Below are 24,668 nucleotides of genomic sequence, written 5' to 3'. Positions count from 1 at the left end.
TCTGGCCGCGCAATAGGAGGGGCTGTGGCATCAGAAGGGCTGAGGGGCGTGCACGAAAGTCCGTCTCGACCAACGTGTTAGGCCCGATCTTTGGTGGTCCCTTCAACTTGGGCGAAGGGTTTGTGAGCATGCCGCAAGTCAGAGAGCTACTTGCGACGCGGGCGGGTTTGTCAGCGGTGGCCGCGTTCGGGGAGGACTAGTTGGGCGCCGGTGTGGGGGTGGTCGAAGACGTCGACGGGGTGACGGTAGACCGAGGTGAGCAGATCGCTGGTGAGGATTTCGCGTGGGGGGCCGACAGCGGCGACGCGGCCTGCGTCGAGGACCGTCACGCGGTCGGCATAGGCGGCGGCTACGCCGAGGTCGTGGACGACGACGACCACGGCGGTGCCCTCGGCGGCGCGGGTGGCGGCCAGGCGGAGGACGGCTTCCTGGTGGCCGAGGTCGAGGGCGGCGGTCGGTTCGTCCAGCAGGAGGGTGGCGGTGTCCTGGGCCAGGACGCGGGCCAGGGCTACGCGGGCTCGTTCGCCGCCGGACAGGGACGGGAAGGCGCGGGTGGCGAGGTGGGTGACGTCGGTGGCGGCCAGGGCGGCGGCGATGAGGGTGTCGTCGTTGTCGGCGGCGGGGGTGTGCAACCAGGGCGCGCGGCCCATCGCGACGACTTCGCGGGCGGTGAAGGGGAATCCGACGGCGTGGGATTGGGGGAGGACCGCGCGGCGGCGGGCCATGTCGGCGGGCGTCCAGTGGGAGAGCGCATGGCCTTCGAGCTTCACGGTGCCGGCGCTCGGGTCCAGCTCACCGGCGAGGGCGGCGAGCAGGCTGGACTTGCCCGCACCGTTCGGGCCGACGAGCGCGACGATTTCACCGGCCGCTACCTGGAAGTCGACGTCGTCGAGGACCGTTCGGGTGCCGCGCTGGACGGTGAGTCCGGTGGCGCGCAGGGTGACGGTGCCGGGTTCGGGCCGCGCGGGCACGTCGGGGGTTCGTGCGAACAGGGACCGCAGAGAAGGTCGGCGTCGGAGGGCGGACTCGGCGGCAGGCGTGACGGTCATCGACAGCCTCCAGTACTGGCTCGGCACGGGGTTTCGATGGCTCGCGTGTGGGCTGTCGCCTGCATACCGCCGATGCCCCGGGCTGTGTTTGCCCTGTGGTGGGGAGCGCGGATCCGATGGCGCAGGGTTTCGGTCATCCCCAACCTCCCGCTCGGGCCCTGGTGCGGCGCAGCAGCCAGAAGAAGAACGGGCCGCCGATCAGGGAGGTGAGCATGCCAAGGGGTAGGTCCGCGTTGTGGACCAGGGTGCGGGCGAGGACGTCGGCGCCGAGCAGCACCACCGCACCCACGATCGCACTGAGCGGGACCAGCACCCGGTGGCCGGGGCCGACCATCATGCGCACCAGGTGCGGCACGATCAAGCCGACGAACAAGATGATGCCGCTGAACGCCACACCGGCGGCGGTGAGCACCGCGACCACCACGATCACCTGCCTGCGCAGCCGCTCTACATCGACACCGAGGTGACGCGCTGCCGAATCGCCGAGGGCGAGCAGATCCAGGCGTGGTGCGATGAGGATCGCAGCCAGGATGCCGACCGAGGCCAGCACCGCCACGACTGCAACCGACGGCCAGGTGGCGCCGTTGAGGCTGCCGAGCTGCCAGAACACGATCTGATCGCGGGCGGCGGGGGTGGCGACGAACAGCAGCAGCGCGATCAGGCCGCCTGCGAAGGCGTTGATCGCGACACCGGTGAGGATCAGGGTCACCACTTCGGTGCGGCCGTTCGATCTCGACAGCACGTAGACCAGCGCGGTGGTGATCAGGCCCGCGACGAACGCGGCGGCCGCGACCGACCAGGCGGCCACGAACGCGCCACCGACCACGATGACGGTGCCCGCGCCCACCGCGGCACCCGCCGATACCCCGATCACGCCGGGTTCGGCGAGCGGATTGGCGAACACACCCTGCAACAACGCACCCGCTGTCGCGAGTGCCGCGCCGACCAGGATCGCCAGGGCCACACGCGGGAACCGCACCTCCCAGAGCGTCACCTCACCGGCCGGGTGCGCGGGCATCGGCCCGATATCGAGGCCGATCCGGTGCGCCACACTGCCCAGCACCTCGGCGGCCGTCGTCGGTACCTGCCCGAGCACCGACGACACGATGGCCAGTACCACCAGGGCCAGCAGCGCGACGGCGAATACCACGGTCACGCGCGCGCCCCGGTGCGTCGACGGCGGTAGTGGGTCGGGAGTGGCATCGGTGATCCGCGCGGTGACAGTGGATTTCGTCAGGTCGGGTGCATCATTCATGCGATGTCCGTTCGGCCCACTGCGAGACGAGCACGCGATGGCGACGACGCCCGGACCGACGTCGGCGACGACTGATCGCTCATGCCGCTTGACCGTAGATGGCGTCGGACAGCGCCGAGACGACGCGGCCGGTGTTGGGGCCGAAGCTCAGGACCACCGCGTCGGACATGTCGACCACCCGCCGGTTACGGCCCGCCGGGGTCTGCGCGATACCGGGCACCTTCTCCAGGCCCTCGACGCCGCCGACCGATTTCAGCCCGTCCGACATCACCAGCAGCACGTCCGGCGCGGCGGCGATCATCGCCTCGCTGGTGATGGTGACGAACGGTTCGTTCACCCCGGCGGCGGTGCCCGCGTCGACGCCGCCGACCGCGGTGATCAGCGAATCGGCGCCCGAACCCCGGCCCGCGATCATGGTGATCGCCGCGCTGCGCAGGTACAAGAAGGCGATCTTGGGCTGCGGATCCAGCTTCGGCACGCGGGCTGTCGCGGTGGCGATCTCGTCGCGGGTGCGGGCGCCGAGCTGCTTGCCCGCCTCGGGCACACCGAGCGCGTTGGCCACTGCCTCGATCTGTGGGACGACACCGTCCATGCTGCGATCAGGGTCGAAATAGACGACCGTCACCCCGGCGGCTCGCAACTGCTCACGTACCGCAGGTGCTGCGCTGGTCGTATCGGTGAGGAACACCGACGGGCGCAGATTCAGGACGGCTTCGACGCTGAGGCTGCCGTTGCCGCCCGCCACATTGGGCACGCCGGCGACGGCGGGAAACGAGGCGGAGGTGCTGCGGCCGACGAGGTTCGCGCCCAGACCCAGCGCCCACACGGTTTGGGCGAGCGTGCCGTACCGGTCGACGGCGATGATCCGCGAGGTGTCGGCGATCGTCGCGTCGCTACCGTCATGGGACTTCACTGTCACCGGCAATTGCGGCGTCGGTGACGGCACGAGGGGGACCGGGTCCAGGTCGGCGAGCTGAGCCGTCACCGGCCCACCCGAATTGGCAGTCGATGCAGGTTTGCTCGAGGTGCAAGCGACGGCGCCGGTCAGCACCGTCGCCGCGAGCATCGCCGTCAGCACACCACGCAGTTTCATGTAGGTGAGGCTAGCCATCATTCGGAACGGGCGCTCACATCGTCCAGTGCCGCCGCGATCGCGCGCGGTAATTCGAGGGTCTCGGCGGCCAGCACGCCGGTGAGCTGACCGATATCGCGAGCACCCACGATCATGCTCGCGATGCCAGGCCGGTCGCGAATCCAGGCCAGCGCCACCGCTAGCGGCGAGGTACCGAGGCCGTCGGCGGCGGTGACCAGCGCGTCGACCACTCTGGTCGCGCGGTCGTCGTCGAGCCTGCGCCGGATCTCGGCTGCGGTCGCCTCGTCGGCACCGCGCGAATCGGCGGGGACACCGTCGCGGTACTTGCCGGTCAGGATTCCCCCAGCCAGTGGCGCCGAGGCGATGATGCCGACCCCGTGGTGGCGGGCGGCGGGAATCACATCGTTCTCGGTGCCGCGCGCGAGCAGCGAGTACGGCGTCTGCGCGGCGGTGATCGGTGCGATCGCGGCCAGACTGGCCAGCTGCCACGCCGCGAAGCCGCGCACCCCCGCGTACCGGGTGCGGCCGGTGCGGACCGCGGTTTCCAGGGTGGCCGCGACCTCGTCGAGTGGCGTGTACGGGTCCCAGGCGGCGATGTTCCAGATGTCGAGATGGTCGGTGCCCAATTCGAGCAGCGTGCGGTCGAGTTGTTTGAGCAGCGTGCGCCGCGACGAGTCGACCACCGGGCCCACCGCCGCCGGTGCGGGCACCGAATCGCCGACACCGGCGCCGGGCGCGTGCATCACCACCCCGGCACTGCCGCTGAGGACCAATTCGTCACGCGACACCAAGTCGCCGAGCAGATCCGCCAGGATCCGCTGCGCCGCCCCTTCGCCGTAGACGGGCGAGATGTCGACGAGCGTGCCACCGGCCTCGGTGAACGCCGCTAACTGCACCGATGCCTCGTCGGCGTCGGTATGGGTACCCCAGGTATGGGTCGCCAACCCGATTCGCGACACCCGAAGTCCGCTGCGTCCCACCGTTCGCTGTTCCATCACCGCGCCCGCGCATTCGTCACGGCGACAGCGTAATGCGCGCAGCCGCGAAGCGGTCGTCAGCCGCGCACGGCTGGAGCGAATGCGGAGGTACGCCGGCCGGCACAACCTCGCTCGGCGGCCCACATCCCCGCGCGGCAGAACCCGATCTCGGCGACCGGCGGGCGACGACCTAGTGCGTCGACGGGTAGGGTCGCTGCGAGATCGTGGCCGTGATGGCCGGATGTGAAGCAAAAGCCCAGGAGGACGCGGTCTTTCGGGCGTGAGTCAGCAGGAGGACGTGGTGGGCGAGTCGATGACCTGGTTCCAGGCATTGGTACTCGGATTGGTGCAGGGACTCACCGAGTTCCTGCCGATCTCCTCCTCCGGACACCTCCGGATCGTCTCGGGCGTGTTCTTCGGCGACGATGCGGGTGCCTCGTTCACCGCCGTCACCCAGCTCGGCACCGAACTCGCGGTCCTGGTGTATTTCGCCAAGGACATCTGGCGCATCATCATCGCTTGGTTCACCACGCTCGGAATGCGCTGGCGGGAACGATCACAGCGCGAGGTCGCGGTGGGGGACCGGGTCACCACGAAACTGCCGGTGATGGACCGCAGCGCCCGCGAGGCGCACGACCGCGACACCCAGCGCGAACTCGACTACCGCATCGGCTGGTACGTGATCATCGCCACCATCCCGATCGGCGTGCTGGGGTACCTGTTCAAGGACGAGATCCGCACCGGTGCCCGCAATCTGTGGCTGGTGTCGTTCATGCTGATCGCGTTCGCGCTGGTCATCGCCGCCGGTGAGTACTTCGGTAAGAAGGAACGCTCGATCGAACAGCTCACCACCCGCGACGGCATCATCATGGGCCTTGCGCAGTGCCTGGCGCTGATCCCCGGTGTCTCGCGCTCGGGCGCCACCTCCACCGCGGGCCTGTTCCTCGGCTTGAAGCGTGAGGCGGCGGTGCGGTTCTCGTTCCTGCTGGCCATTCCGGCGGTGACCGCCTCCGGGCTGTTCAGCCTGCCCGATGCGTTCGAACCGGCCGGTGAGGGTCTCAATGCCAGTGGGCCGCAGTTGCTGGTCGCGACCATTCTGGCGTTCTTCGTCGGGTACGCCTCGGTGGCCTGGCTGTTGAAGTTCGTCGGCAACCACTCGCTGTACTGGTTCGTCGGCTACCGGATCATCGTCGGCCTCGCTGTGATGGGCCTGCTGGCCGCCGGCGTCGTCTCCGCCACCTGATCATGACGTCGTTCAATGGTTAGGCGTACCTCCGCATTCGCTCCGGCCGTGCGCAGCTGAGGAACGCTCCGCGACTGCGCACATTAGGCTGGTCCCATGACGGTGATCCTGCTCCGGCACGGAGTGTCCACCTCCAACACCGCGGGCACCCTCGCGGGCCGCGCACCCGGCGTCGAACTCACCGAGCGCGGCACCGAACAGGCCGCGGCGGTGGCCGATCGGCTCGCGATGCTGCCGATCGAACACATCGCCAGCTCACCGCTGCTGCGCTGTCAGCGCACGGTGGCGCCGCTGGCGGACAAACTCGGTCTCGAACCCGAGCACGATGAACGGCTGATCGAGGTCGACTACGGCGACTGGACCGGGCGCCCGATCGCCGAACTGGTCACCGAACCGCTGTGGCGGGTCGTGCAAGGCCACGCTTCGGGGGCGGTGTTCCCCGGTGGCGAAGGGCTGGCGCAGGTGCAGCAGCGTGCGGTGGCCGCGATTCGCGATATCGAACGCACGCTGGCCGAAAAAGCGGGCCGGGATGTGTTGTGGGTGGCGTGCGCGCACGGTGACGTCATCAAATCGATCCTGGCCGACGCACTGGGCCTGCACCTGGACAGTTTTCAGCGGATCGCGGTGGAACCGGCCTCGATCAGCGTGGTCCGCTACAGCCCGCACGGGCCGTCGGTGTGGAAGTTCAACGACACCGGCTCAGACCTTTCCGCGCTGGCGACCAGTCAACCGCCGACACCGACACCCGGTGGAGAGGTGCCGACGGACACAAGCGCGGATAATGGGAATGCGGGGCACCGCGATTCTCCTTGACGGAGTTGTGTTCGTGAGTGTCGATCAGGGTCACGTATCAGGAGGTGCATGTGTCACGCGCAATCCATGTATTTCGCACCCCCGATCGTTTCGTCGCCGGGACCGTCGGTGAACCGGGCGATCGTTCGTTCTACCTGCAGGCCGTGCAGGATCCGCTCGTTGTGAGCGTGCTGCTGGAGAAGCAGCAGGTGAAGGTGCTCGCCGACCGGATGGGTCTGCTGCTCGACGAGGTCGCGCGCCGCTTCGGCGCGGAGGTGCCACCGGAGGGGGAGGACGTGCGCGATGTCGCGCCGCTGGTCACCCCCATCGACACCGAATTCCGGGTCGGCACCATGGGTCTGGGCTGGGACTCCGACGCCAACGCCGTGGTGGTCGAGTTGCTGGCGATCACCGAAACCGAGGTCGACGAATCGGTGGTGCTCGACGACACCGAGGAAGGCCCCGATGCGGTGCGGGTGTTCTTGACACCGATCCAGGCGCGCGAGTTCGCGTTGCGTTCGGCGCGGGTGATCGCGGCGGGTCGGCCGCCGTGCCCGCTGTGCGGGGAACCGCTGTCCTCGCGTGGGCACATGTGCGTGCGCACCAACGGGTACAAGCGTGGCGAGATCTTCGGCGCCGCCGAGCTCGAAGAGGAGTGAACGCGTGCCGGTGATCACCGAAGGTGAACTGGACATCGTCGGGCGGGTCGGCGTGGCCAGCAATCTCACGCTGGTGTGTGAGATCGCCGCACCCGAACCCGACGGTGCCCCGCTGCGGGTGGTCTACAAGCCGGTACGCGGTGAACGGCCGCTGTGGGACTTCCCCGACGGCACCCTCGCGGGCCGCGAGGTGGCGTCGTACCTGATCTCCGAACACCTCGGCTGGGGTGTCATCCCCGAAACAGTGCTGCGCGACGGGCCTTTGGGTGTCGGCATGGTGCAGCGCTGGGTGACCTCGGTCGACAATCGCACCGACACCCGCCAGCGCCTCGACCTGGTCGACCTGTGCACACCGGGGACCGTGCCCGACGGGTTCTGTGAAGTGTTGCGCGCCCTCGACGAACAGGGCAACGAGGTCTCACTCATCCACGCCGACGACCCGCGCCTGCAACGGATGGCGGTGCTGGATCTGTTGCTCAACAACGCCGATCGCAAAGGCGGGCACGCGCTCGAAGGTGTCGACGGTCAGGTCTACGGCGTCGACCACGGCATCTGCCTGCACGCCGAACCGAAGCTGCGCACCGTGCTGTGGGGCTGGGCGGGTCGCCCGGTGCACGAATCACTGATCCCCGACATCACCACCTTCGCCGCGAATCTGCCCGGTGCCGTGGCCGATTCGCTGGCCCCGCACATCACCGACGCCGAGATCACCGCGCTCACCGAACGCGCCAAAGCCCTACTCGACGACCCCGTGATGCCGATCCCCAACTCCTCGCGCCCGATTCCCTGGCCCGCGTTCTGACGGCCGATAAATCGGTCGTGCTCCACCAGGCCCGGTTATTACCGTTGCCGCTATGAAGGTCACTTCACGTAGCGCCGCCGCAACCGCACGAGCTCTCAGCTCGCCGGTCGCTGCCGCCTGACTACTTTCGCGAACACGGGCACCGACTCACACCAGACGGATCGCTCATTCCGTCGCCGGAGGATCCGGTGCTGTTCACCAGCTCCGGGATGCATCCGTTGACCCCGTACCTGAGGGGTCGGCCGCATCCACTGGGTCGACGGCTCACCGGCCTACAGCGCTCGGTGACTATCGCGGTCCGCAGAGCCTGCGGTGGGGATTCGAACTGCTGCGCGACGGCTTCGGCATCGACCCGAACCGGATGCACGTCACGGTGTTCGGCGGTGACGAGCGCGTCGAGCCCGACCACGAGTCGTGGCGCACCTGGGACGAGCTGGGCCTACCCGTCGAACCGACCACCGACGACATACCGCAGGGCACACCGACATCCGACGACCGATGGGTGGAGGTCTGGAATCACGTGATGATGCGCTACGAGCGCCATCCCGACGGCAGCCTGGAACCGATGCACCGGCCCTGCGTCGACACCGGCATGGGCCTGGAACGGTGCGAATCCTGCAGAACACGCCGTCCGTCTTCATCTTCGCCGTCTTCGAACCCTGGCTGACCACCCTGCCCCGCATCTGGGGTCAGCTCGACGAACGATCACTGCGACTGCTGTCGGACCATCTGCGATCGAGCATCGTCGTCGTCGCGGACACCTTCCCGTAGTTTGTCGATGCGTCGAGGGCTGTCCGATGAATTTCGCGTGCGAAGGAGGTCTACACAGACATGAGGAAACTGATCTACGGGTTCGGTGTGTCGGTGGACGGATACGTCAACGATCGCGAGGGCAGCATCGACTGGACTGAGCCGGACGACGAGCTGCACCAGTTCCACAATGACCGGTTCCGTGGGCTGGAGCTGATCTTGAACGGGCGCAGGCTGTACGAGCTGATGGCCGAGTACTGGCCGCACGTGCCCGCGGACGCGCCAACCGTTCAGCGCGAGTTCGGCGAGCTCTGGACGGCAGTACCGAAGATTGTGTTCTCCCGGACCCTCGAGGAAGTGCAGTGGAACAGCACCCTGGTGAGGGGGAACGCGGTCGAGGAGGTCCGCAGGCTCAAGGCCGAAGGCGTCGGCGTCATGGAAGTCGGCGGTGCGAGCCTGGCCGCCGCGTTGATGCCGCACGGGCTCATCGACGAATACCAGATGTTCGTCTCACCGGTGGTGCTCGGCGGCGGCACACCGATGTTCCCGGCACTCGACGAACGCATCGGGCTCCGGCTGGTCGAGACCAGGCGTTTCGACACCGTGGTGCTGCTGCGTTACCTCGCCGAATGAGGTCTACTCGCGGGCGCTGAGCCTTTGTGGCCTGGTCAGCGCCGGTGCTAGTGTGCTCCAAGCACTTTCGCTATCCCCGTGAGATCTGAGGAACCCTATGTCGACCCGTTCCATTGTCACCACCACCGCCGCACTGCTGCTCGCCGGTGCCGCCGTCGCCGCGCCCGCGCAGGCGTTCCCGAGCAGCTGGTGGGCCGAGGAAACCTACGTCTGCTCCGCCGCCGATCGCTTCGGCACCCCGGTGCCCGACGTGACTGTGGAGGCCGCCGATCCGGTCGCCGCCTCGTTCGAAGCGATGATGCAGTACGGCCCCGAGGTCAACACCGCGAACGTGCAGTGCCGCCAGCAGTGATGTGAACCGGATCGGTGTCACCGCACGTCGGGGAGCGGTGACACCGGCCGATCAACCGGTGTGGGTGTGCACGAATTCCCGTACTGCCACAGTCTGATTCAGCAGGCCGTGACCGACGCCGGGCAGTAGACGTACCTCGCCGCGCGGGAAGGTAGCGCGGGCGCGTTCGGCGGTGCTCGCCGAATCGAATAGAGCGTCGCGTTCGCCGACGATTACCAGGACCGGGATGTCCACCGTGCGTAGTTGTTCGTCGCGGAAGCGGGGCAGACCTGCGGGCCGCGGCGTGAAATGCGAGAACGTGAGTTCCACATCATCGAGGATCGGGTCGACTTCCGGTCCGTCGAGGCCGAGAACGATCCGTGCCATGTCACGCACGCTGTGCCTGCCGATCATGCGCAGCCCGATCGCCTTCACCAGCCAGCCGTAGCGAGCCTTTCCCAGCCCGCCCGGGCACAGCAAGACCAGTGTTTCGACCCGGCCGGGCTTGCGCAGCACGTAGTCGAGGGCGGTCCAGCCGCCCAGTGACATGCCGACCAGCGCCACGGTGTCGCGGCCGAGTCCGTCGATGACCTCGTCGAGCCAGTTCGCGGTCGCATCGCTGTCCAGGGCCAACCTAGTGGGTGCGCTCAATCCGGGTTCGCCGGGCAGATCCACCGCGTACACGCGGAAATGGCTCGACCAGTCCGCGACGTCGCCGCGCCAGGTACTGGCATTGGCTCCGGAGCCGTGCAGCACGACCAGCGGCGGTGCGTCCACGGGACCCGACGCCACGACGAACGTCTCGCCGATACCGGTGTCGATCCGCAATTCCTCGCGCGGGACCGGCCAGGCGTCGAGGCGCTCGCGGTAACGCTGGTGGATGAGCCGTCGGCCTTCGTCGGACTTGTAGATCATGAGCTGAGGATTCCGTCCAGATAGTCGAGCAGGCGGGCGCTGTCGGGCAGGCTGCCGAGCAGGATCACTTTCAAGCGATGCCGGGCCGGGTCGTAGCTGGTTTCCACGCGCATGCGCTGACCGCCTCGGGTGCCCGCGGTGGCGGTGAGCAGGGTGGTGATCCGGTCGACGGTGACGCGGTCGACGTCGTCGATCTCGACGATGCAGGAGGACTCGGCGTGCCTGGGCACCGAGGTCTGCGGGGTGGTGATCGGCAATCCGGTGAACGCCTCGAGGTCGTCGCGGGTGATGCGGTACTGCTTTCCGATGCGGGCGGCGGGGAGTTTGCCGTCGCGCACATAGCTGCGCACGGTGCGCACATGCAGTCCGAGCAGTTCGGCGACCTGCTCCACCGAATAGAGACCATCTGTCATAAAACAACCGTAAACGAATGTATCTATAGGGAGCAATAGGTATGTTCAGGGAATTGTGGACTGTGACAATGATCGCGATGGCAACCGTTCGCCCGGCACGCGCCGCACACTGGGCGCGACACACCCGATCTACCCCGTTACCCCCGTGACCAGCGAATCTGCTCGAGCGCAACCCTTGACGCCGACGCCACAACACGTTTGTGTGCAGGTAGCGGGCCGTGCCACGACACCGCGAGCAACCCCATGAGCCGGGCCGCGAGCCGCGCCCGTCGGCGGGGGCTCTACCCTCGAAGACATGCAGTCCTGGTCCGATATCGCCCTGCCGACCGTCCCCGGAACAGGGCCGCCGTTGCGTTTGTACGACACCGCCGATCGACAGATCCGCCCGGTCAGCCCCGGCGCGACCGCGAAGATGTACGTCTGCGGCATCACCCCCTACGACGCCACCCACCTCGGGCACGCCGCCACCTACCTCACGTTCGACCTGGTCAACCGGATCTGGCGCGACGCGGGCCACGACGTGCACTACGTGCAGAACGTCACCGACGTCGACGACCCGCTGTTCGAACGCGCCGACCGCGACGGCATCGACTGGCGCGACCTCGGCACCCGCGAGATCGAGCTGTTCCGCGAGGACATGACCGCCCTGCAGGTGATCCCGCCACGCCAGTACATCGGCGCGATCGAATCGGTCGACGAGGTCGTGGAAGTGGTGCAGAAACTCCTCGCCGCCGGCGCCGCCTACATCGTCGACGACGCCGAGTACCCCGACATCTACTTCCGCACCGATGCCACCGAGCAGTTCGGGTACGAATCCGGCTACGACCGCGCCACCATGGAGAAGCTGTTCGCCGAGCGCGGCGGCGACCCCGACCGGGCCGGTAAGCGCGACACCATCGACGCGCTGCTGTGGCGGGCCGAACGACCGGGCGAACCGTCCTGGCCCGCGCCCTTCGGTGCCGGTCGGCCCGGCTGGCACATCGAGTGTGCGGCGATCGCGCTCAACCGCATCGGCGCCGAATTCGATGTCCAGGGCGGTGGCTCGGACCTGATGTACCCGCACCACGAATATTCCGCCGCGCACGCCGAAGCGATCACCGGCACCCGCCGCTTCGCCCGCCACTACGTGCACGCCGGGCTGATCGGTCTGGACGGCGAGAAGATGTCGAAGTCCAAAGGCAACCTCGTGCTGGTGTCGAAACTGCGCCGCGCCGGAGTGGACCCCGCCGCGATCCGGCTCGGCCTCCTCGCCGGGCACTACCGGTCCGACCGCATGTGGACCGACGAGGTGCTCGCCGCCGCGCAGACCCGCCTGGACCGCTGGCGCGAAGCGGTCTCGCTGACTGCGGGCCCGTCGGCCACCGACACCGTCGCCCGGTTGCGTCAGCACCTGGCCGACGACCTCGACACCCCGAAGGCACTCGACGCGATCGACAACTGGGCCGAGCAGGCCATCGCCTACGGCGGCACCGACACCGAAGCTCCTGCCCTGATTCGCGCCGCTGTCGACGCCCTCCTCGGCGTCAGCCTCTGAGCTGATCGCGCTCGCCGCGGCGAGCACCCGCGCCTGTCCCGACCTGTGACAACTCGTCGGTAGAGTCACCCGCAAGTGAGGCGCGGGGCGCTGTCGCGTCGTGCGGACGACCGGCGACAGGAGCGGCGATGCCCGACCCGAAGGATCGACCGAGTTCCGTCACGACGACCTCGGTGCACGCCGACGCCATGCCCGATCACCGCGGCCATGCCTCGATGTCGATGGACAGCATGGCCCGCGACATGCGGAACCGGTTCCTCGTCGCGCTCGTGTTCTCCACCCTGGTGATGCTCTGGTCGCCGATGGCCACGCACATGTTCGGCCTGCATCTGCCCACACCGTTCGGGATGCGCGCCGATATCTGGATGCTGATCCTGAGCCTGCCGGTGATCTTCTACTCCGCCACCATCTTCTTCACCGGGGCCTGGGCGGCGTTGAAGGCGCACACCCTGGACATGATGGTGCTGGTCGCGGTGGGGATCGGGACGGGCTGGCTGTATTCGCTCTACATCACGTGCACCGGAGGCGGTGAGGTGTTCTACGAGTCCTCCACCATGCTGGCGTCGTTCGTGTTGCTGGGGCACTGGTTGGAGATGCGGGCGCGTAGCGGTGCGGGGGACGCGGTGACGACCCTGCTCGACCTCTCACCACCGAAAGCTGTTGTGCTCCACGACGGTAAGGAGACTGAGGTGCCGACCGCCGAGGTGCGGGTCGGTGACGTGCTGGTGGTGCGGCCGGGTTCGAAGATCGCCGTTGACGGCACGGTTCTCGACGGGTCCAGCGATGTCGACGAGTCGATGGTGACCGGTGAGAGTCTGCCGGTGCACAAGAAGCCGGGTTCGGCGGTGATCGGCGCGACCATCAACACCACCGGCAGTCTGCGGGTGACGGCCACCAAGGTGGGGTCCGACACCGCGCTGGCGCAGATCGTCGAATTGGTGCGGCAGGCACAGAGTTCGAAGGCGCCGGGCCAGCGGTTGGCCGATCGGGCCGCGTTCTGGCTGACCCTGGTCGCACTGCTGGGCAGCCTGACCACGCTGGTGGTGTGGTTGCTCGTCGGGGCACCGTTGAGCAAGGCCTTGCTGTTCGCGATCACTGTCGTCGTGGTGACCTGTCCGGATGCGCTGGGTTTGGCGACGCCGACCGCGATCATGGTCGGCACCGGGCTCGGCGCGAAACGTGGTGTGCTGTTCAAGAACGCGACGGCGCTCGAGGACGCGGCGCGCATCGACGTGGTGGTGATGGACAAGACCGGCACCCTCACCAAGGGCAAACCCGAAGTCACCGAGGTGGTCACCGTGCACGGCGTCGACACCGACCGGATGCTGGCGTTGGTGGCAGCCGTCGAAGGCGAATCAGAGCATCCCCTGGCCAAGGCGATCGTCGACTATGCCGAAGACCATGGCGCGCACACATTTTCGGTCAACGACTTCCAGAGCGTGGCTGGCCGCGGCGCGACAGGCACTGTCGACGGGCGCCACGTCCTCGTCGGCAATCGCGGCCTCCTCGACACCGAACACATCGACCTCGGCGACCTGGCGAAACAGCGCGACGACCTCGCCGTATCGGGTCACACCGCGGTCCTGGTCGCCGTCGACGGTCGCGCCGAAGCAGTGATCGCCCTCGCCGACGCCCCACGCCCGACCTCCGCCGCAGCGGTGAAAGCCTTGCACGACCTCGGCGTCGACGTGGTCATGCTGACCGGCGACAACAAGGGTACCGCCGAACGCATCGCCCACGACCTCGGCATCGACACCGTGATCGCCGACGTGCTGCCCGAGGACAAAGCCGACCGGATCGCCGACCTGCAACACTCCGGTAAGAAGGTCGCGATGGTCGGCGACGGGGTCAACGACGCGCCCGCCCTGGCTCGCGCCGACCTCGGCATCGCTATCGGCGCGGGCACCGACGTCGCCATCCAAACCGCCGACGTCGTACTCATGCGCTCGGACCCCTTCGCGGTCTCGACCGCCCTGCGCATCGGCCGCGGCACCGTCCACAAGGAACACCAGAACCTGGGCTGGGCAGTGGGTTACAACGGCATCGCCCTGCCGATCGCCGCCGGCGTCTTCGCCCACTGGGGCCTGACGATGCGCCCGGAGGTCGCCGCGATGGCCATGTCGGGTTCGAGTCTGATCGTCGCGCTCAACGCCCTGCACCTCGAACGTCTGTCGTTGCCCGCCGGACCACCACAGCGCTGATGCCCGGTTGCCCACCGTGTGCTGCGCTTATACTGTGGGCCACAGCGCAGCTGACCTGCCGTCGATCGGAGAGCGTCACATGGGGTGCTACCAGCGCATCATCGTGGGAACCAACGGGTCGGAGTCCGCGCAGACGGCGGTAGCGGTGGCGGGGGAGTTCGCGGTGCGCCTCGATGTCGGGGTCAGCGCGGTGAGTGTGTGGAAGGAAGCCGGACGCAAAGGCACCGATGCCGCCTGGGCCGAACAGAACACCGTCGCGGCCGCCGACGTGCTGCTCGGCGCCGGCGTCACCGAGGTCACCCGCATCGAGCTCGAGGGCACCCCGGGCGCGTTGCTGCTCGAAGCCGCCGAACCCGGCACCCTGTTGATCATCGGCGGCGGCAGTCTGGGCAGTTCCAAAGCGCGTCTGCTCGGCTCGACGGCCAATCACGTGTCCCACCACAGCCAGACCGATGTGGTGTTCACCCACAAGATCCCCAAGCGCTGGACCACCGTGGGCCTCACCACCGACGGTTCGGCGAGTTCGCTGACCGCCGTGCGCCGCGGCTACGACCTCGCCCTCGCGTTGGGTGCGCGCCCGTTCCTGGTGACCTCGGCCAAAACCGACGACGACGGCGCCACCACGCTGATCGACGTGGAAGGCGAGATCGCGGTGGACGACCCGGAACTGTTCGGCCGTGACGTGCTCACCGGTGTCCCTGCGGCGGAGGCGATCTGCAACGCGGGCTGGAAGTACGATCTCGTCGTCATCGGCAATCGTGGAATGAGCGGGCCCGCAAGGCTTTTGGGCTCGGTGGCGAACAAGGTCACCCACGACATCGACACCAACCTGCTGCTGGTCAACACCACGCACTGAACGTCGACACGCCAGGACCGCCGACGATTCACCGTGTCCGGTCGACGTGGACGCCGTAATCTGGGTGGGGTGTCGGCCACAGGTTCGGAAACCGCCCCGCACGTCGTCGTCTTGTTCGGCGCCACCGGCGATCTCGCTCGCCGCAAACTCCTGCCGGGGCTGTTGCACCTGTCCCGATCACACCTGGCGCCCGACCTGCGCATCATCGGCGTCTCCCTCGACGACCTCGACGACGAGTCGTTCCGCGCCCTCGCCCACACCGCCTGCGAAGCGTCCTCGCGCCGTGGCGTGCTCGAGGACTGGAACGAATTCGCCGAAACCCTCACCTACGTGCCCCTTACCGCAGGTCCCGCGGCTCTGCGCCGCGCCGTCGACACCCAGCGCGCCGCCCTCGGCCCCGACACCCAGGTGCTGGCCTACCTGTCGGTCCCACCCAAAGCCGCACCCGCGGTGATCGCGCTGCTCGCCGAAGCGGGCCTCACCGACGATGCCCGAGTGGTGATGGAGAAACCGTTCGGCGTCGACCTCGACAGCGCCCGCACCCTCAACGCCGCCATCCACGAGGTCTTCGACGAATCCCAGATCTTTCGCATCGACCACTTCCTCGGCAAGGAATCCGCACTCAACATCCTGGCGTTCCGGTTCGCCAACGGCTTGTTCGAACCGATCTGGAACCGCAATTTCATCGACCACATCCAGATCGATGTCCCCGAAAAGCTCAGTCTCGAAGGACGTTCGGAGTTCTACGACGCCACCGGGGCGTTTCGCGACATGGTGGTGACCCACCTGTTCCAGATCCTGGCGTTCGTCGCGATGGAACCGCCGACGGCCCTGGATTCGGAGGCGATCACCATCGAGAAGAACAAGGTCTTCCGGTCGATGCTGCCCCTGGATCCGCGCAAAGTGGTGCGTGGGCAGGTGCGTGGCTATCACGACGAACCCGGTGTGGACCCCGATTCCGACACCGAGACCTTTGTGGCGCTGGCCTGCGGGATCGATAACTGGCGGTGGGCGGATGTGCCGTTCTATCTGCGCACCGGCAAGTACCTGGCCCAGGGGCAGCGGATCATCTCGATCGCCTTCCGTGAACCGCCGCAGTCGATGTTCCCGCCCGGTTCCGGCGTCGGCGCGCACGGACCCGACCACCTGACCTTCGATCTGGCCGATTCGTCGAAGGTGTCGTTGTCGTTCTACGGCAAACGCCCCGGTGTCGGCATGAAACTCGACAAGCTCAGCCTGCAGTTCGCGCTCGAGGAAACCGACCGCGCCGGTGACGTTCTCGAGGCCTACGAACGCCTGATCCTGGACGCGATGCGCAACGACCACACCCTGTTCACCACCGCCGAGGGCATCGAACGACTCTGGGAGATCTCGGCGCCACTGCTCGACGATCCGCCCCCGGTGCGCAACTACGACACCGGTTCCTGGGGCCCCAACGCCATCCACCAGCTCGTGACGCCGCGTTCGTGGCGGCTGCCGTTCGAACGGGCCTGGCGCGAACGCCGCGTCTGGACCTGACACCGGGTTTGCTCCGATATAGCGGAGAACCGCAGAATTGCCCGGAACCTCCCGATTTCTCACCTATGATGACCGAACGCACGATGTTTGCGAACACGACGGAGTGGACGCCGGATGAATGCTGGGATCGAGGCGGCGGGCTTCTTCGGCCTGCTGGACTGGGAGAAGACCACCGGCCTGAGCAAATTCTGGGTCGACATGATCACCATCCCGATCTTCAGTGCGATGGCCGGTCTGATCACCAACTGGACCGGGGTGATCATGCTGTTCGCGCCGGTGCGCTTCACCGGTTTCTACGTGCCGGGCCTGAAGACGATCTTTCCGTTGCTGCCACGCAAAGTGCAGATCCTGCCGACGTTCGCCCCCGGCGGCATTCTCGGCTTCCAGGGGTTCATCCCGGCCCGCTCGGAGAAGATGGCGAGCCTGATGGTCGACAACGCCGTCGCCAAGATCGGCACCGCCAAGGACTTCTTCGACCAGATGGACCCGCGCAAGATCTCCGCCCAGGTCGCGCACGCGGCGCTGCCGAATGTGCGCTCGATGGTCGACTCGATCATGACCACCGAGCACCCGCAGCTGTGGGCCGACATGCCCCCGCGCGCCCGCGAAGCCGTCTACAGCCGGGTGGAATACGAGCTGCCCGCGATCACCGACCGCGCGTTCGATTTCATCGGCGAGAACATCGACCAGCTCCTCGACGTGAAGCTGATGGTGGTCGGCTACCTGCGCCGGCGCCCCGAACTGCTCAAGGACGTCATCTACGGGCTCGGCGCACCGGAGTTGCGGTTCATGACACGCAGTGGGGTGCTGGGGTTTCCGTTCGGGGTGATCGTGGCGCTGTGGTTGTCGCTGCTGCACTACAGCACCCCGCACGGTGACACCCCCGCGCTGATCTCGCTGCCCGGCTGGCTCTACAGCATCCTGCATTTCCTGCCCGCGTGGGCGTGGGTGCTCGCCGGCGGCGCGGTGGTGGGTGTGCTGGTCAACATCATCGCGATCAAGGTGGTGTTCGAGCCCGCCGTGCCGCAACCGCGCTACAAATACCCGTGGCGGGTCGCGAAATTCGCGAAACGCCAGCATCAGGCGGCGGCGGATCTGGGGCATGCGATCGGCTATCAGATCGTCACCCTCGACGTGGTGACCGAGCAACTCCTGGATGGGCCCAGCGGTGACAAGACCCGCGCGGTGATCGCCCATTTCCTCAAGCTCGAGATCGACCGGGTGCTCGGTCCACTGCGTTCGGTGACCCGGCTCGCGGTCGGCGCACGCCAGTTCGACGCCATCCAGGCCACCGCGGGCGCCAACCTGGCCACCGAGATGAAGCCGTGGCTGGTCGACGACGTCGAGTTCTCGCAGACGACCGCGGCCAGCGTGGACCGGCTGGCCACCGAGAAACTGCGCGAACTGCCGCCGGAGGAGTTCGTCGAAATGCTCTACACCGCCATCGAACAGGACGCCTGGCTGCTGTATCTGCACGGCGGCATCCTCGGCGCCTGCATCGGCGCCCTGCACCTGCTGATCTTCGGAGCGTGAGCATGGACGACAACCTGCCCGAACGCGACCAGGGGATCCCGACCGACCTGCTCGGTTTGGCCCGCATCGCCGGATTGTCGTTGCGCCACATCGTGGGTGCGGTGACCAAGGGCGCGGTACACACCGCCACCGACCTCGTCGACGACGTCCGCGCGGGCGAACCGATGTCGCAGATCTTCGACGAACGCGTCGACCTGCTGCGCCGCACGGCATTGAGCGCACTGGGCCTGTCCGCCACCCCTACCGGTCTCTACGGGCCCGCCGAGAACGCCGTCGACGCCGACGATCTCAAGGCGATGGGCGACGCGATGATCACCGAGGGCTGGGATTGCGCGCAGCAACCGCGTGACCTGCACCCCTCGTTCGTGCCGATCCTGCACGACCTGACCCCCGACGAAGCCCGCATCCTGCGGTTCCTCGCCGTCGCCGGAGCACAACCCGCGATCGACATCCGCACCAAGGCGCCGTTCGGGATCGGCTCGCAACGCCTCGCCGACGGCATCAACATGATCGCCGCCATGGCCGGGTGCGCGCTGCCCGACCGCGACCACCACTACCTGGGGAACCTGAGTCGGCTAGGGCTGGTTCGCTTTTCGACCGAACCGGTCGCCGACTTCCGCCGCTACGCGTTCCTCGAAGCCCAACCACCGGCCCAAGCCGCGTACAAGTCGGTGAAGATGCGGGCGATCAGCTCCTACCGCAGCATCTACCTCACGGTGTTCGGAAAGCAGTTCTGCGACGCCTGTTTCGTGCTCGGCGACTACACCGGGGGCGGCTGGGCAGGCGATGATCGCGGTGACATCTACCTGGGCAAGGGCCCCCGGCTGCCGTGACTCGGCCCCGGCTGCGATGACTCAGTCGCGGGTGCGCAGCGCGTCGAGGACGTCGGCGAACATCACCGATTTGATGGCCGTCATCGTGGGCTGATCCTTGCCGCCCAGCGGGGCGACCAATGCCAGTGCGGCGTCGAGGACTTCGCCTTCGGCGGCGGTGGCGTCGACCAGATCCACGGCCAAGGCATCGGGCCCGCCGAAACGGCGACCCGTGGTCATGGCGGCGATGGCGGTCTTCGGGGTCACCTTCGCCTGGATGAGCGCGGCCATGCCGTTGGTGAACGGGATGCGGATATCGGCCTCGGGGAAGCAGAAGTAGCCGCGGTCGGCGCGCATCACCCGGTAGTCGTGGGCCATCGCCACCATCGCACCCGCCCCGAACGCGTGTCCGCTGATCGCGGCGACCGTCGGCATGGGCAGGGTGAGGACCCGGGCGAACAGGGTGTGGATCGAGGCGACGTACTCGGCGGCCCGGTCACCGTTGGCCGCGAGCCAGTCCAGGTCGAGGCCGTTGGAGTAGATCTTGCCGGTCGCGGTGGTCACCAGGGCGTGGGCGCCCTCGGCGACGACGGTGTCGAGGTGGGTGTGCAGTTCGGCGAGATAGTCGGGGGAGAAGCGGTTCTCGCCCTCGCCCAGGTCGAGGACGGCGATCGAATCATGGTGGCGCAGTGTGGGCACGGGGTTTCCTTTTCAGTGGGGACCGAGGTCGAGGACGGCACGCACGGCAGCACGCAGCTGGGCACGAGCCAGGGGGTCGGTGAGCCGGTCGCGGCGCAGCAGCAGCGCGGTGGGCAGGTCTACCAGGCAGGTGGTGACGGTGGCGACGCCGCGCCGGTCGGCTCGACCCCACAGGGTGCGCGCGAGCCGGTTGAGGGCCGCGACAAGGGCCTTCTCGGTGTCGGCGATCTCCTGCGCGAGTGCGGGTGGGATGTCACCGGCGAGGAGTTCGGCGCGGTCGACGAGCAGCAGCAGGCGCGCGGAGTCGGGGTGCTTGTCGGCCAGTCTCGCGGGTGCTTCGGCGGCGTCGAGGACCGCCTCGATGCGGGTGTCGTGGTCGGCGGCGGTGACGGCGCGGTCGATGTCGGCGGTCTGGAGGTCGAGAAATCGGTGCGCGGCGCGTAACCAGGTGCGCCCCAGCACAACCTGTCGGGACTGAAATGTGTGATAGAGCGCGCCGTTGGATACTCCAGTCGCGGCGGCGACTGCGCGCACCGTCACCGCGGCGGGTCCGGAACGGGCCGCGAGGTTCTCGGCGGCGTCCAGAACCGTCTGCGGGTCGTGCGTGCGCGGTCTCGGCATGAACAATAGTTTACAGAGCGTCTGCTCTGCTATTCCATCCGGATGGGATTTTCCGCCTCTGTGCACGGATTTCGTTCCGCCACTTGGTATTTCGTGGTCGGGTAGGCCGATCGGAGCGCAACGTAGACAACGTTACGTAGACGCGGGGGCTCGATACGATGGGGTACTGTTCGCATTCTTCGGCCCCTGCCCGCACGAACAGAACGGCATCGCGATGTCCCGAGTGGTCACCAAGGAGCAGTACTTCGACACCGCGGTGGTGGTGCTCGCAGAGTTCGGTTTCAAAGGTCTCAACATCGGCGTGCTGTGCCGTCGGCTCGGCGTCACCAGCGGCTCGTTCTATCACCACTTCGGTTCCTGGCAGGGCTTTGTCGACACCCTGCTCGAACACTGGGAGAACCGTCAGATGGTCGAGCTACGCGCGCTCGACGTCGGCCACGGTGACGCCGACGCCGACGTGCGCGCCATGTCGGTGCTCGCCAGCGGACTCGAACACGGCGCCGAGGCGGCACTGCGTGCCTGGGCGGCCAACGACGAATCGGTACACGTCACCGTCAAGCGGGTCGACGAGTCACGCAGGCGCACCGTGCATCGCGTGATCGACGGCGTGGTCGGCGACACCGACACCGCCACTGTCGTCACCGAATTCGGGATGGCGATGATCATCGGCTACCAACAGCTCGCTGCCGCAGGCGAATCCACCGAACTAGACCATTTGCTCGCCGAGTACGCCCGCTTGATCTACTCCCACCGCGCCTGATCCTCTAGCCGAGCAGGTGGTCGACGTAGCACCAGCGCCACTGCTCGCCGGGTTCCACACTGCGCATCACCGGATGTTCCGAAGACCGGTAGTGGGCGTCAGCGTGGTTGCCGATCGAGGACTCGCAGCAGCCGATGTTGCCGCAGGCGGTGCACATTCGCAGATGCACCCACTGCAAACCCTCGTCGAGACAGTGCCTGCACACCAGTTCGCCTGCGGGTGGTTGGGCCAGTAGCGGCGCCTCGTCCAGGTGCACGCAGCCCTGCGCTCCTGCCGCGGTCGACAGCGGTTCCGCGCGGCGCTCGTCATCGTTTTCGTCGAAGCGGTCGATGATCGATTCCTCGAGGTCGAGCTGGGCGAAGACGTGTTGCAGCACTTCGTAATCGGCGGCGCCCTTGTCGCGCACCTCGAGCACCGCGTCGCGTTCGGCGCGCAGCATCGCCAGGCGTAGCCGCCGGTATTCCGCGGTCGGTGTCACCAGTTCGGCTTCGGGGCGGCCCAGTCGTTCCCAGGCGGCGTTGGAACGCCAGGTGAGTCGTTGGCGCAGCGACTCGATCACCGGTTCCGGGGTGTTCGGCCCGATCTGGCGGTTCAGTTCGGCCAAGCCCGCGGTCGAAGCCTGTTGCAGCAGATCGGCTTTCGCGAGCGCGTCCTCCTCGCGGCTTGGCCCGCGCAAGCGCAGCAATCGGACCAGCCACGGCAACGAGCTGCCCTGGACCAGCAGGGTGCCGCCGACCACCACCAGGGCCAGCAGTTCCAGCACCGGCAGTTGCGGTGTCGAATCAGGGAGCAGCAGCACCGCGGCCAAGGTCACCACGCCACGCATCCCCGCCCAGGACACCACCGCCGCATGACTCAACGGCTCGGTGGTGCGCCCGAAGAGTCTGGCCACCAGTACCGGCGTGAACACCCAGATCGGCCGGGCCAGCATCACCGCGGCCAATACCGCGAGCGCGGTGACGACGAGGGTGGTGTGGTCAAGTCCGCTGTGCCAGGCACCGTCGACGATCCAGCGGACCTGCAACCCGATGATCAGGAACACCGCGCTCTCCAGAATGAACTGGATGGTGCGCCAGTTGGTGGTCTCGGCGATCCGTGAGGCCGCGCCCTGCCAGCGTTGCGCACCGTGGCCCAGGATCATCCCGCAGGTCACCACGGCGATCACGCCCGAGGCGTGAAAGTGCTCGGCGGGCAGGTACGCCACGAACGGGGCCAGCAGCGACACCGACGTATCGAGGACCGGATCGGTGATCCGCCTGCGCAGCATCGCCAACACGGCTGCCACGACTGCTCCGATGACCGCGCCGCCGACGGCCGCGATCAGGAAATCGCCGCCGATCTGCCAGGCCGTCACCGCACCGGCCATCGCCGCGATCGCCGACCGCAACGCCACCAGCGCGGTCGCGTCGTTGAACAGTGACTCGTCCTCGAGCACCGTCACGATGCTGCGTGGCATGCCGGTGCGCCGTGCCACCGCGGTCGCGGCGACGGCGTCCGGGGGAGCGACCACCGCACCGAGGGCGACGGCGGCCGCGAACGGTACCGGCAGCAACCACCACACCACCAGCGCCACCGCGAACGTGCTGAACAGCACCAACCCCACCGACAGCGAGGCGATGGTGCGCAGGTTGTCCTTGAAATCGACCAGTGAGGTGCGCAGGGCGGCGGTGTAGAGCAGCGGCGGCAGCAGGCCCAGCAGCACCACTTCCGGTTCCAGGTGCACCTGCGGGACCATCGGCAGATAGGAGGCGGCGACCCCGGCCAAGGTCAGGACCAGCGGCTCGGACACCCCGAATCTGCGCGCCAGCGCCGCCAGCGCGGTCGCCGAGCCGAGCAGGACCACCAGACCGATCGCGACATCCACGCGTGCATTCTCCCACTCACGGGACCGATCAGTCGGTCGTCGCCGCCCACGGTCGCCGCGCCAGCACCGACCACAGGTACACCCCGAAACTCGCACCGAGCCCCAGCGCCACGCACACCGCCGCCGCCTGCACGAAATACCCGACCCCCGACACCTTGTACACCGACAGGATCAATCCCTGGCACACGATCAGACCGGGCAGCAACGCGCCGGTGATCCCGACCAGCGCCAATGCCGACATCGGCAACCGCAGTCGGTCCGCCGAGGCCGCGGCGATCATCCCGAGCACGATCGCCGCGATCGGGCCCGCCCATGCCGAGGGCATGTGCCCGACGTGGATCAAGGTCTGGTTCACCGACGCCGTGATCAGCCCGACCCCCGCGGCGGGCAGCAGCAGGTTGCGCCCGCCCACGTTGAACAGCGCGTTGCCGATCGCGCCGAGGATCGCGAAGATGATGCCCAGCCAGACCGGCAACACCGGCAGGGTGGCGTCATTGGCGACGCCGAGATCGAAACGCCATGCCAAGGCCAGGGTGATCAAGCCGCCGAGCACGATCCCGCCGATGATCAACGCCGCGCCGAGAGCTCGCGCCAACGCCGTCAGGCTGTCGGCACTGACCACATCGATCGCGGTCGAGATCAATTGCGGCAGTGGCGCTATCAGGACCCAGGTGGTCGCGATCACCGTCGCGGCCTGTGCCACCGACAGCCAGCCGACCAGGTGGAACGTCCCACCGATCGCGCCCGCCATCAGCGCCTGCACCGCCACGGCGACGAACTTGGGCACGTGGTGGGCACCGAATCCGCGCCCGCTCAGGTTCACCACCAACTGTGTGCCCGCCGCCAGCGCCGCGGCGAGCGCGCTGCCACCGATCTGCAGACAGATGCAGAACGCCAGCAGCACCCCGCCCGCCTGCACCGACCACCACGGAAACGGTTGCGGACCGATATCGGCCTTCTTCAGCAGATCGCAGGCGTCGACCGGGGAGAGATCGTCGGTAACTGTCTGTCGGGCAACGTCTTTCAAGCGACGCATCCGGTCGCAGTCGTAGGCGTCCAGTGACGATGCCTCGGCCACACGCGACAGCACGCGCCCCTCGCCCGCGGCGCACTGGATGATCACCATCCGGCCGAGACTGCTCACCGTCACATCGTGCAGTCCCCACCGCGCGGCGCACGACTTCACCATCAGGATCGACGCTTCGGTGGCGTAACCGGATTCCAGTGTCGAGGTGGCCAATTCGGTGAGGAACTCGAGTGCGGCCTCGATCCGGCGGTCGTCGCCGTCGGATCCCGCCGCGGCCTGGTTCGACGCGCTGTCGTTGTCTCCGCTGAGGTTCGACATCTGGCCAATGTAT

25 protein-coding genes are annotated in these 24,668 nt (G+C 67.7%); 15 read left to right on the top strand and 10 right to left on the bottom strand.

What is annotated here, in order from left to right; all coding sequences use genetic code 11:
- Window positions 1–170: 170 nt before the first annotated feature.
- The 4 genes from ACFWUP_RS14485 to ACFWUP_RS14470 form a co-directional block, all read right to left on the bottom strand.
- Window positions 171–1,049: a heme ABC transporter ATP-binding protein gene (locus tag ACFWUP_RS14485; RefSeq protein WP_379234305.1), complete on the bottom strand. Its 879-nt coding sequence runs from the start codon at window positions 1,047–1,049 to the stop codon at window positions 171–173.
- Between the two features lie 133 nt (window positions 1,050–1,182).
- Complete coding sequence (locus tag ACFWUP_RS14480) at window positions 1,183–2,304, bottom strand: FecCD family ABC transporter permease (protein ID WP_379234303.1); 1,122 nt, start codon at window positions 2,302–2,304, stop codon at window positions 1,183–1,185.
- 79 nt (window positions 2,305–2,383) lie between these two features.
- The gene (locus ACFWUP_RS14475) at window positions 2,384–3,397 is read right to left on the bottom strand and encodes a hemin ABC transporter substrate-binding protein (protein ID WP_379234301.1); all 1,014 of its coding nucleotides are present in this window, start codon (window positions 3,395–3,397) and stop codon (window positions 2,384–2,386) included.
- 17 nt (window positions 3,398–3,414) lie between these two features.
- On the bottom strand, window positions 3,415–4,392 hold the full coding sequence (locus ACFWUP_RS14470) for an aldo/keto reductase (RefSeq protein ID WP_379234299.1): 978 nt from the start codon (window positions 4,390–4,392) through the stop codon (window positions 3,415–3,417).
- Window positions 4,393–4,687: 295 nt separating this feature from the next.
- Here ACFWUP_RS14470 and ACFWUP_RS14465 point away from each other — a divergent pair, with 295 nt between their 5' ends.
- From ACFWUP_RS14465 to ACFWUP_RS14430, 8 genes are all read left to right on the top strand, one after another.
- Window positions 4,688–5,617, top strand: a complete 930-nt coding sequence (locus tag ACFWUP_RS14465; protein WP_379234592.1) for an undecaprenyl-diphosphate phosphatase — start codon at window positions 4,688–4,690, stop codon at window positions 5,615–5,617.
- Between the two features lie 96 nt (window positions 5,618–5,713).
- Window positions 5,714–6,430 carry a histidine phosphatase family protein gene (locus tag ACFWUP_RS14460; protein ID WP_379234297.1) on the top strand — a complete coding sequence of 239 codons (717 nt, stop codon included), beginning with the start codon at window positions 5,714–5,716 and terminating at the stop codon, window positions 6,428–6,430.
- A gap of 50 nt (window positions 6,431–6,480) precedes the next feature.
- On the top strand, window positions 6,481–7,068 hold the full coding sequence (locus tag ACFWUP_RS14455; protein WP_379234295.1) for a DUF3090 domain-containing protein: 588 nt from the start codon (window positions 6,481–6,483) through the stop codon (window positions 7,066–7,068).
- 4 nt (window positions 7,069–7,072) lie between these two features.
- Entirely contained in the window at window positions 7,073–7,870 is a 798-nt protein-coding gene (locus ACFWUP_RS14450) for an SCO1664 family protein (RefSeq protein WP_379234293.1), read from the top strand.
- Between the two features lie 361 nt (window positions 7,871–8,231).
- Window positions 8,232–8,537 (top strand): alanine--tRNA ligase-related protein, encoded by a 306-nt coding sequence (locus tag ACFWUP_RS14445; RefSeq protein WP_379234291.1) that lies wholly within the window; start codon window positions 8,232–8,234, stop codon window positions 8,535–8,537.
- Window positions 8,477–8,641: a hypothetical protein gene (locus ACFWUP_RS14440; RefSeq protein WP_379234605.1), complete on the top strand. Its 165-nt coding sequence runs from the start codon at window positions 8,477–8,479 to the stop codon at window positions 8,639–8,641. Before ACFWUP_RS14445 ends, ACFWUP_RS14440 begins: the two co-directional genes overlap by 61 nt.
- Before the next feature lie 60 nt (window positions 8,642–8,701).
- Window positions 8,702–9,253, top strand: coding sequence for a dihydrofolate reductase family protein (locus ACFWUP_RS14435; RefSeq protein WP_379234289.1), 552 nt, complete (start codon window positions 8,702–8,704; stop codon window positions 9,251–9,253).
- A 97-nt stretch (window positions 9,254–9,350) separates the two neighbouring features.
- Window positions 9,351–9,605 carry a hypothetical protein gene (locus tag ACFWUP_RS14430; protein ID WP_379234287.1) on the top strand — a complete coding sequence of 85 codons (255 nt, stop codon included), beginning with the start codon at window positions 9,351–9,353 and terminating at the stop codon, window positions 9,603–9,605.
- Window positions 9,606–9,656: 51 nt separating this feature from the next.
- On the opposite strand, the gene ACFWUP_RS14425 is transcribed toward ACFWUP_RS14430, so the two are convergent.
- Entirely contained in the window at window positions 9,657–10,499 is an 843-nt protein-coding gene (locus ACFWUP_RS14425) for an alpha/beta fold hydrolase (RefSeq protein WP_379234285.1), read from the bottom strand.
- Window positions 10,496–10,912, bottom strand: coding sequence for a helix-turn-helix domain-containing protein (locus ACFWUP_RS14420; RefSeq protein WP_379234283.1), 417 nt, complete (start codon window positions 10,910–10,912; stop codon window positions 10,496–10,498). The genes ACFWUP_RS14425 and ACFWUP_RS14420 overlap by 4 nt, the downstream gene beginning before the upstream one ends.
- A gap of 295 nt (window positions 10,913–11,207) precedes the next feature.
- Here ACFWUP_RS14420 and mshC point away from each other — a divergent pair, with 295 nt between their 5' ends.
- The 6 genes from mshC (at window position 11,208) to ACFWUP_RS14390 (ending at window position 19,387) form a co-directional block, all read left to right on the top strand.
- A complete protein-coding gene (mshC, locus tag ACFWUP_RS14415) occupies window positions 11,208–12,446 on the top strand; it encodes a cysteine--1-D-myo-inosityl 2-amino-2-deoxy-alpha-D-glucopyranoside ligase (RefSeq protein ID WP_379234281.1) in 1,239 nt (412 codons plus the stop codon).
- Between the two features lie 128 nt (window positions 12,447–12,574).
- Entirely contained in the window at window positions 12,575–14,647 is a 2,073-nt protein-coding gene (locus ACFWUP_RS14410; protein ID WP_379234279.1) for a heavy metal translocating P-type ATPase, read from the top strand.
- Between the two features lie 79 nt (window positions 14,648–14,726).
- Complete coding sequence (locus tag ACFWUP_RS14405; RefSeq protein ID WP_379234277.1) at window positions 14,727–15,503, top strand: universal stress protein; 777 nt, start codon at window positions 14,727–14,729, stop codon at window positions 15,501–15,503.
- 69 nt (window positions 15,504–15,572) lie between these two features.
- Entirely contained in the window at window positions 15,573–17,021 is a 1,449-nt protein-coding gene (zwf, locus tag ACFWUP_RS14400; RefSeq protein ID WP_379234275.1) for a glucose-6-phosphate dehydrogenase, read from the top strand.
- Window positions 17,022–17,135: 114 nt separating this feature from the next.
- Entirely contained in the window at window positions 17,136–18,554 is a 1,419-nt protein-coding gene (locus ACFWUP_RS14395; protein ID WP_379234273.1) for a hypothetical protein, read from the top strand.
- Window positions 18,555–18,556: 2 nt separating this feature from the next.
- Window positions 18,557–19,387: an Abi-alpha family protein gene (locus tag ACFWUP_RS14390; RefSeq protein WP_379234271.1), complete on the top strand. Its 831-nt coding sequence runs from the start codon at window positions 18,557–18,559 to the stop codon at window positions 19,385–19,387.
- Between the two features lie 21 nt (window positions 19,388–19,408).
- Here the strand turns inward: ACFWUP_RS14390 and ACFWUP_RS14385 are convergent, their stop codons facing one another.
- Both ACFWUP_RS14385 and ACFWUP_RS14380 read right to left on the bottom strand, forming a co-directional pair.
- Window positions 19,409–20,065: an enoyl-CoA hydratase-related protein gene (locus tag ACFWUP_RS14385; RefSeq protein ID WP_379234269.1), complete on the bottom strand. Its 657-nt coding sequence runs from the start codon at window positions 20,063–20,065 to the stop codon at window positions 19,409–19,411.
- Window positions 20,066–20,077: 12 nt separating this feature from the next.
- Window positions 20,078–20,686, bottom strand: a complete 609-nt coding sequence (locus tag ACFWUP_RS14380; protein ID WP_379234267.1) for a TetR family transcriptional regulator — start codon at window positions 20,684–20,686, stop codon at window positions 20,078–20,080.
- 214 nt (window positions 20,687–20,900) lie between these two features.
- On the opposite strand from ACFWUP_RS14380, the gene ACFWUP_RS14375 reads away from it, so the two are divergent.
- Window positions 20,901–21,446, top strand: coding sequence for a TetR/AcrR family transcriptional regulator (locus tag ACFWUP_RS14375; protein ID WP_379234265.1), 546 nt, complete (start codon window positions 20,901–20,903; stop codon window positions 21,444–21,446).
- A 4-nt stretch (window positions 21,447–21,450) separates the two neighbouring features.
- On the opposite strand, the gene ACFWUP_RS14370 is transcribed toward ACFWUP_RS14375, so the two are convergent.
- A complete protein-coding gene (locus tag ACFWUP_RS14370; protein WP_379234263.1) occupies window positions 21,451–23,310 on the bottom strand; it encodes a Na+/H+ antiporter in 1,860 nt (619 codons plus the stop codon).
- Window positions 23,311–23,338: 28 nt separating this feature from the next.
- Window positions 23,339–24,655 carry a threonine/serine exporter family protein gene (locus ACFWUP_RS14365; protein ID WP_379234261.1) on the bottom strand — a complete coding sequence of 439 codons (1,317 nt, stop codon included), beginning with the start codon at window positions 24,653–24,655 and terminating at the stop codon, window positions 23,339–23,341.
- Window positions 24,656–24,668 lie beyond the last annotated feature (13 nt).

Origin of the sequence: Nocardia sp. NPDC058658 (assembly GCF_042716665.1) — a bacterium.
Lineage (GTDB): Bacteria > Actinomycetota > Actinomycetes > Mycobacteriales > Mycobacteriaceae > Nocardia.
The sequence above is the reverse complement of the archived record's forward strand: the minus strand, read 5'-3'. Positions and strand labels throughout refer to the sequence as shown.

Excerpts from the sequence above, each read along its gene's own strand:
- ACFWUP_RS14480 (WP_379234303.1), bottom strand. The coding sequence starts at position 2,304 with ATGAATGATGCACCCGACCTGACGAAATCCACTGTCACCGCGCGGATC.
- ACFWUP_RS14465 (WP_379234592.1), top strand. The coding sequence starts at position 4,688 with ATGACCTGGTTCCAGGCATTGGTACTCGGATTGGTGCAGGGACTCACC.
- ACFWUP_RS14425 (WP_379234285.1), bottom strand. The coding sequence starts at position 10,499 with ATGATCTACAAGTCCGACGAAGGCCGACGGCTCATCCACCAGCGTTAC.
- ACFWUP_RS14390 (WP_379234271.1), top strand. The coding sequence starts at position 18,557 with ATGGACGACAACCTGCCCGAACGCGACCAGGGGATCCCGACCGACCTG.
- ACFWUP_RS14365 (WP_379234261.1), bottom strand. The coding sequence starts at position 24,655 with ATGTCGAACCTCAGCGGAGACAACGACAGCGCGTCGAACCAGGCCGCG.
- ACFWUP_RS14380 (WP_379234267.1), bottom strand. The coding sequence starts at position 20,686 with ATGCCGAGACCGCGCACGCACGACCCGCAGACGGTTCTGGACGCCGCC.
- ACFWUP_RS14435 (WP_379234289.1), top strand. The coding sequence starts at position 8,702 with ATGAGGAAACTGATCTACGGGTTCGGTGTGTCGGTGGACGGATACGTC.
- ACFWUP_RS14420 (WP_379234283.1), bottom strand. The coding sequence starts at position 10,912 with ATGACAGATGGTCTCTATTCGGTGGAGCAGGTCGCCGAACTGCTCGGA.
- ACFWUP_RS14475 (WP_379234301.1), bottom strand. The coding sequence starts at position 3,397 with ATGAAACTGCGTGGTGTGCTGACGGCGATGCTCGCGGCGACGGTGCTG.
- ACFWUP_RS14470 (WP_379234299.1), bottom strand. The coding sequence starts at position 4,392 with ATGGAACAGCGAACGGTGGGACGCAGCGGACTTCGGGTGTCGCGAATC.
- ACFWUP_RS14445 (WP_379234291.1), top strand. The coding sequence starts at position 8,232 with ATGCACGTCACGGTGTTCGGCGGTGACGAGCGCGTCGAGCCCGACCAC.
- ACFWUP_RS14460 (WP_379234297.1), top strand. The coding sequence starts at position 5,714 with ATGACGGTGATCCTGCTCCGGCACGGAGTGTCCACCTCCAACACCGCG.
- ACFWUP_RS14405 (WP_379234277.1), top strand. The coding sequence starts at position 14,727 with ATGGGGTGCTACCAGCGCATCATCGTGGGAACCAACGGGTCGGAGTCC.
- ACFWUP_RS14395 (WP_379234273.1), top strand. The coding sequence starts at position 17,136 with ATGAATGCTGGGATCGAGGCGGCGGGCTTCTTCGGCCTGCTGGACTGG.
- ACFWUP_RS14430 (WP_379234287.1), top strand. The coding sequence starts at position 9,351 with ATGTCGACCCGTTCCATTGTCACCACCACCGCCGCACTGCTGCTCGCC.
- ACFWUP_RS14375 (WP_379234265.1), top strand. The coding sequence starts at position 20,901 with ATGTCCCGAGTGGTCACCAAGGAGCAGTACTTCGACACCGCGGTGGTG.
- ACFWUP_RS14410 (WP_379234279.1), top strand. The coding sequence starts at position 12,575 with ATGCCCGACCCGAAGGATCGACCGAGTTCCGTCACGACGACCTCGGTG.
- ACFWUP_RS14485 (WP_379234305.1), bottom strand. The coding sequence starts at position 1,049 with ATGACCGTCACGCCTGCCGCCGAGTCCGCCCTCCGACGCCGACCTTCT.
- mshC (WP_379234281.1), top strand. The coding sequence starts at position 11,208 with ATGCAGTCCTGGTCCGATATCGCCCTGCCGACCGTCCCCGGAACAGGG.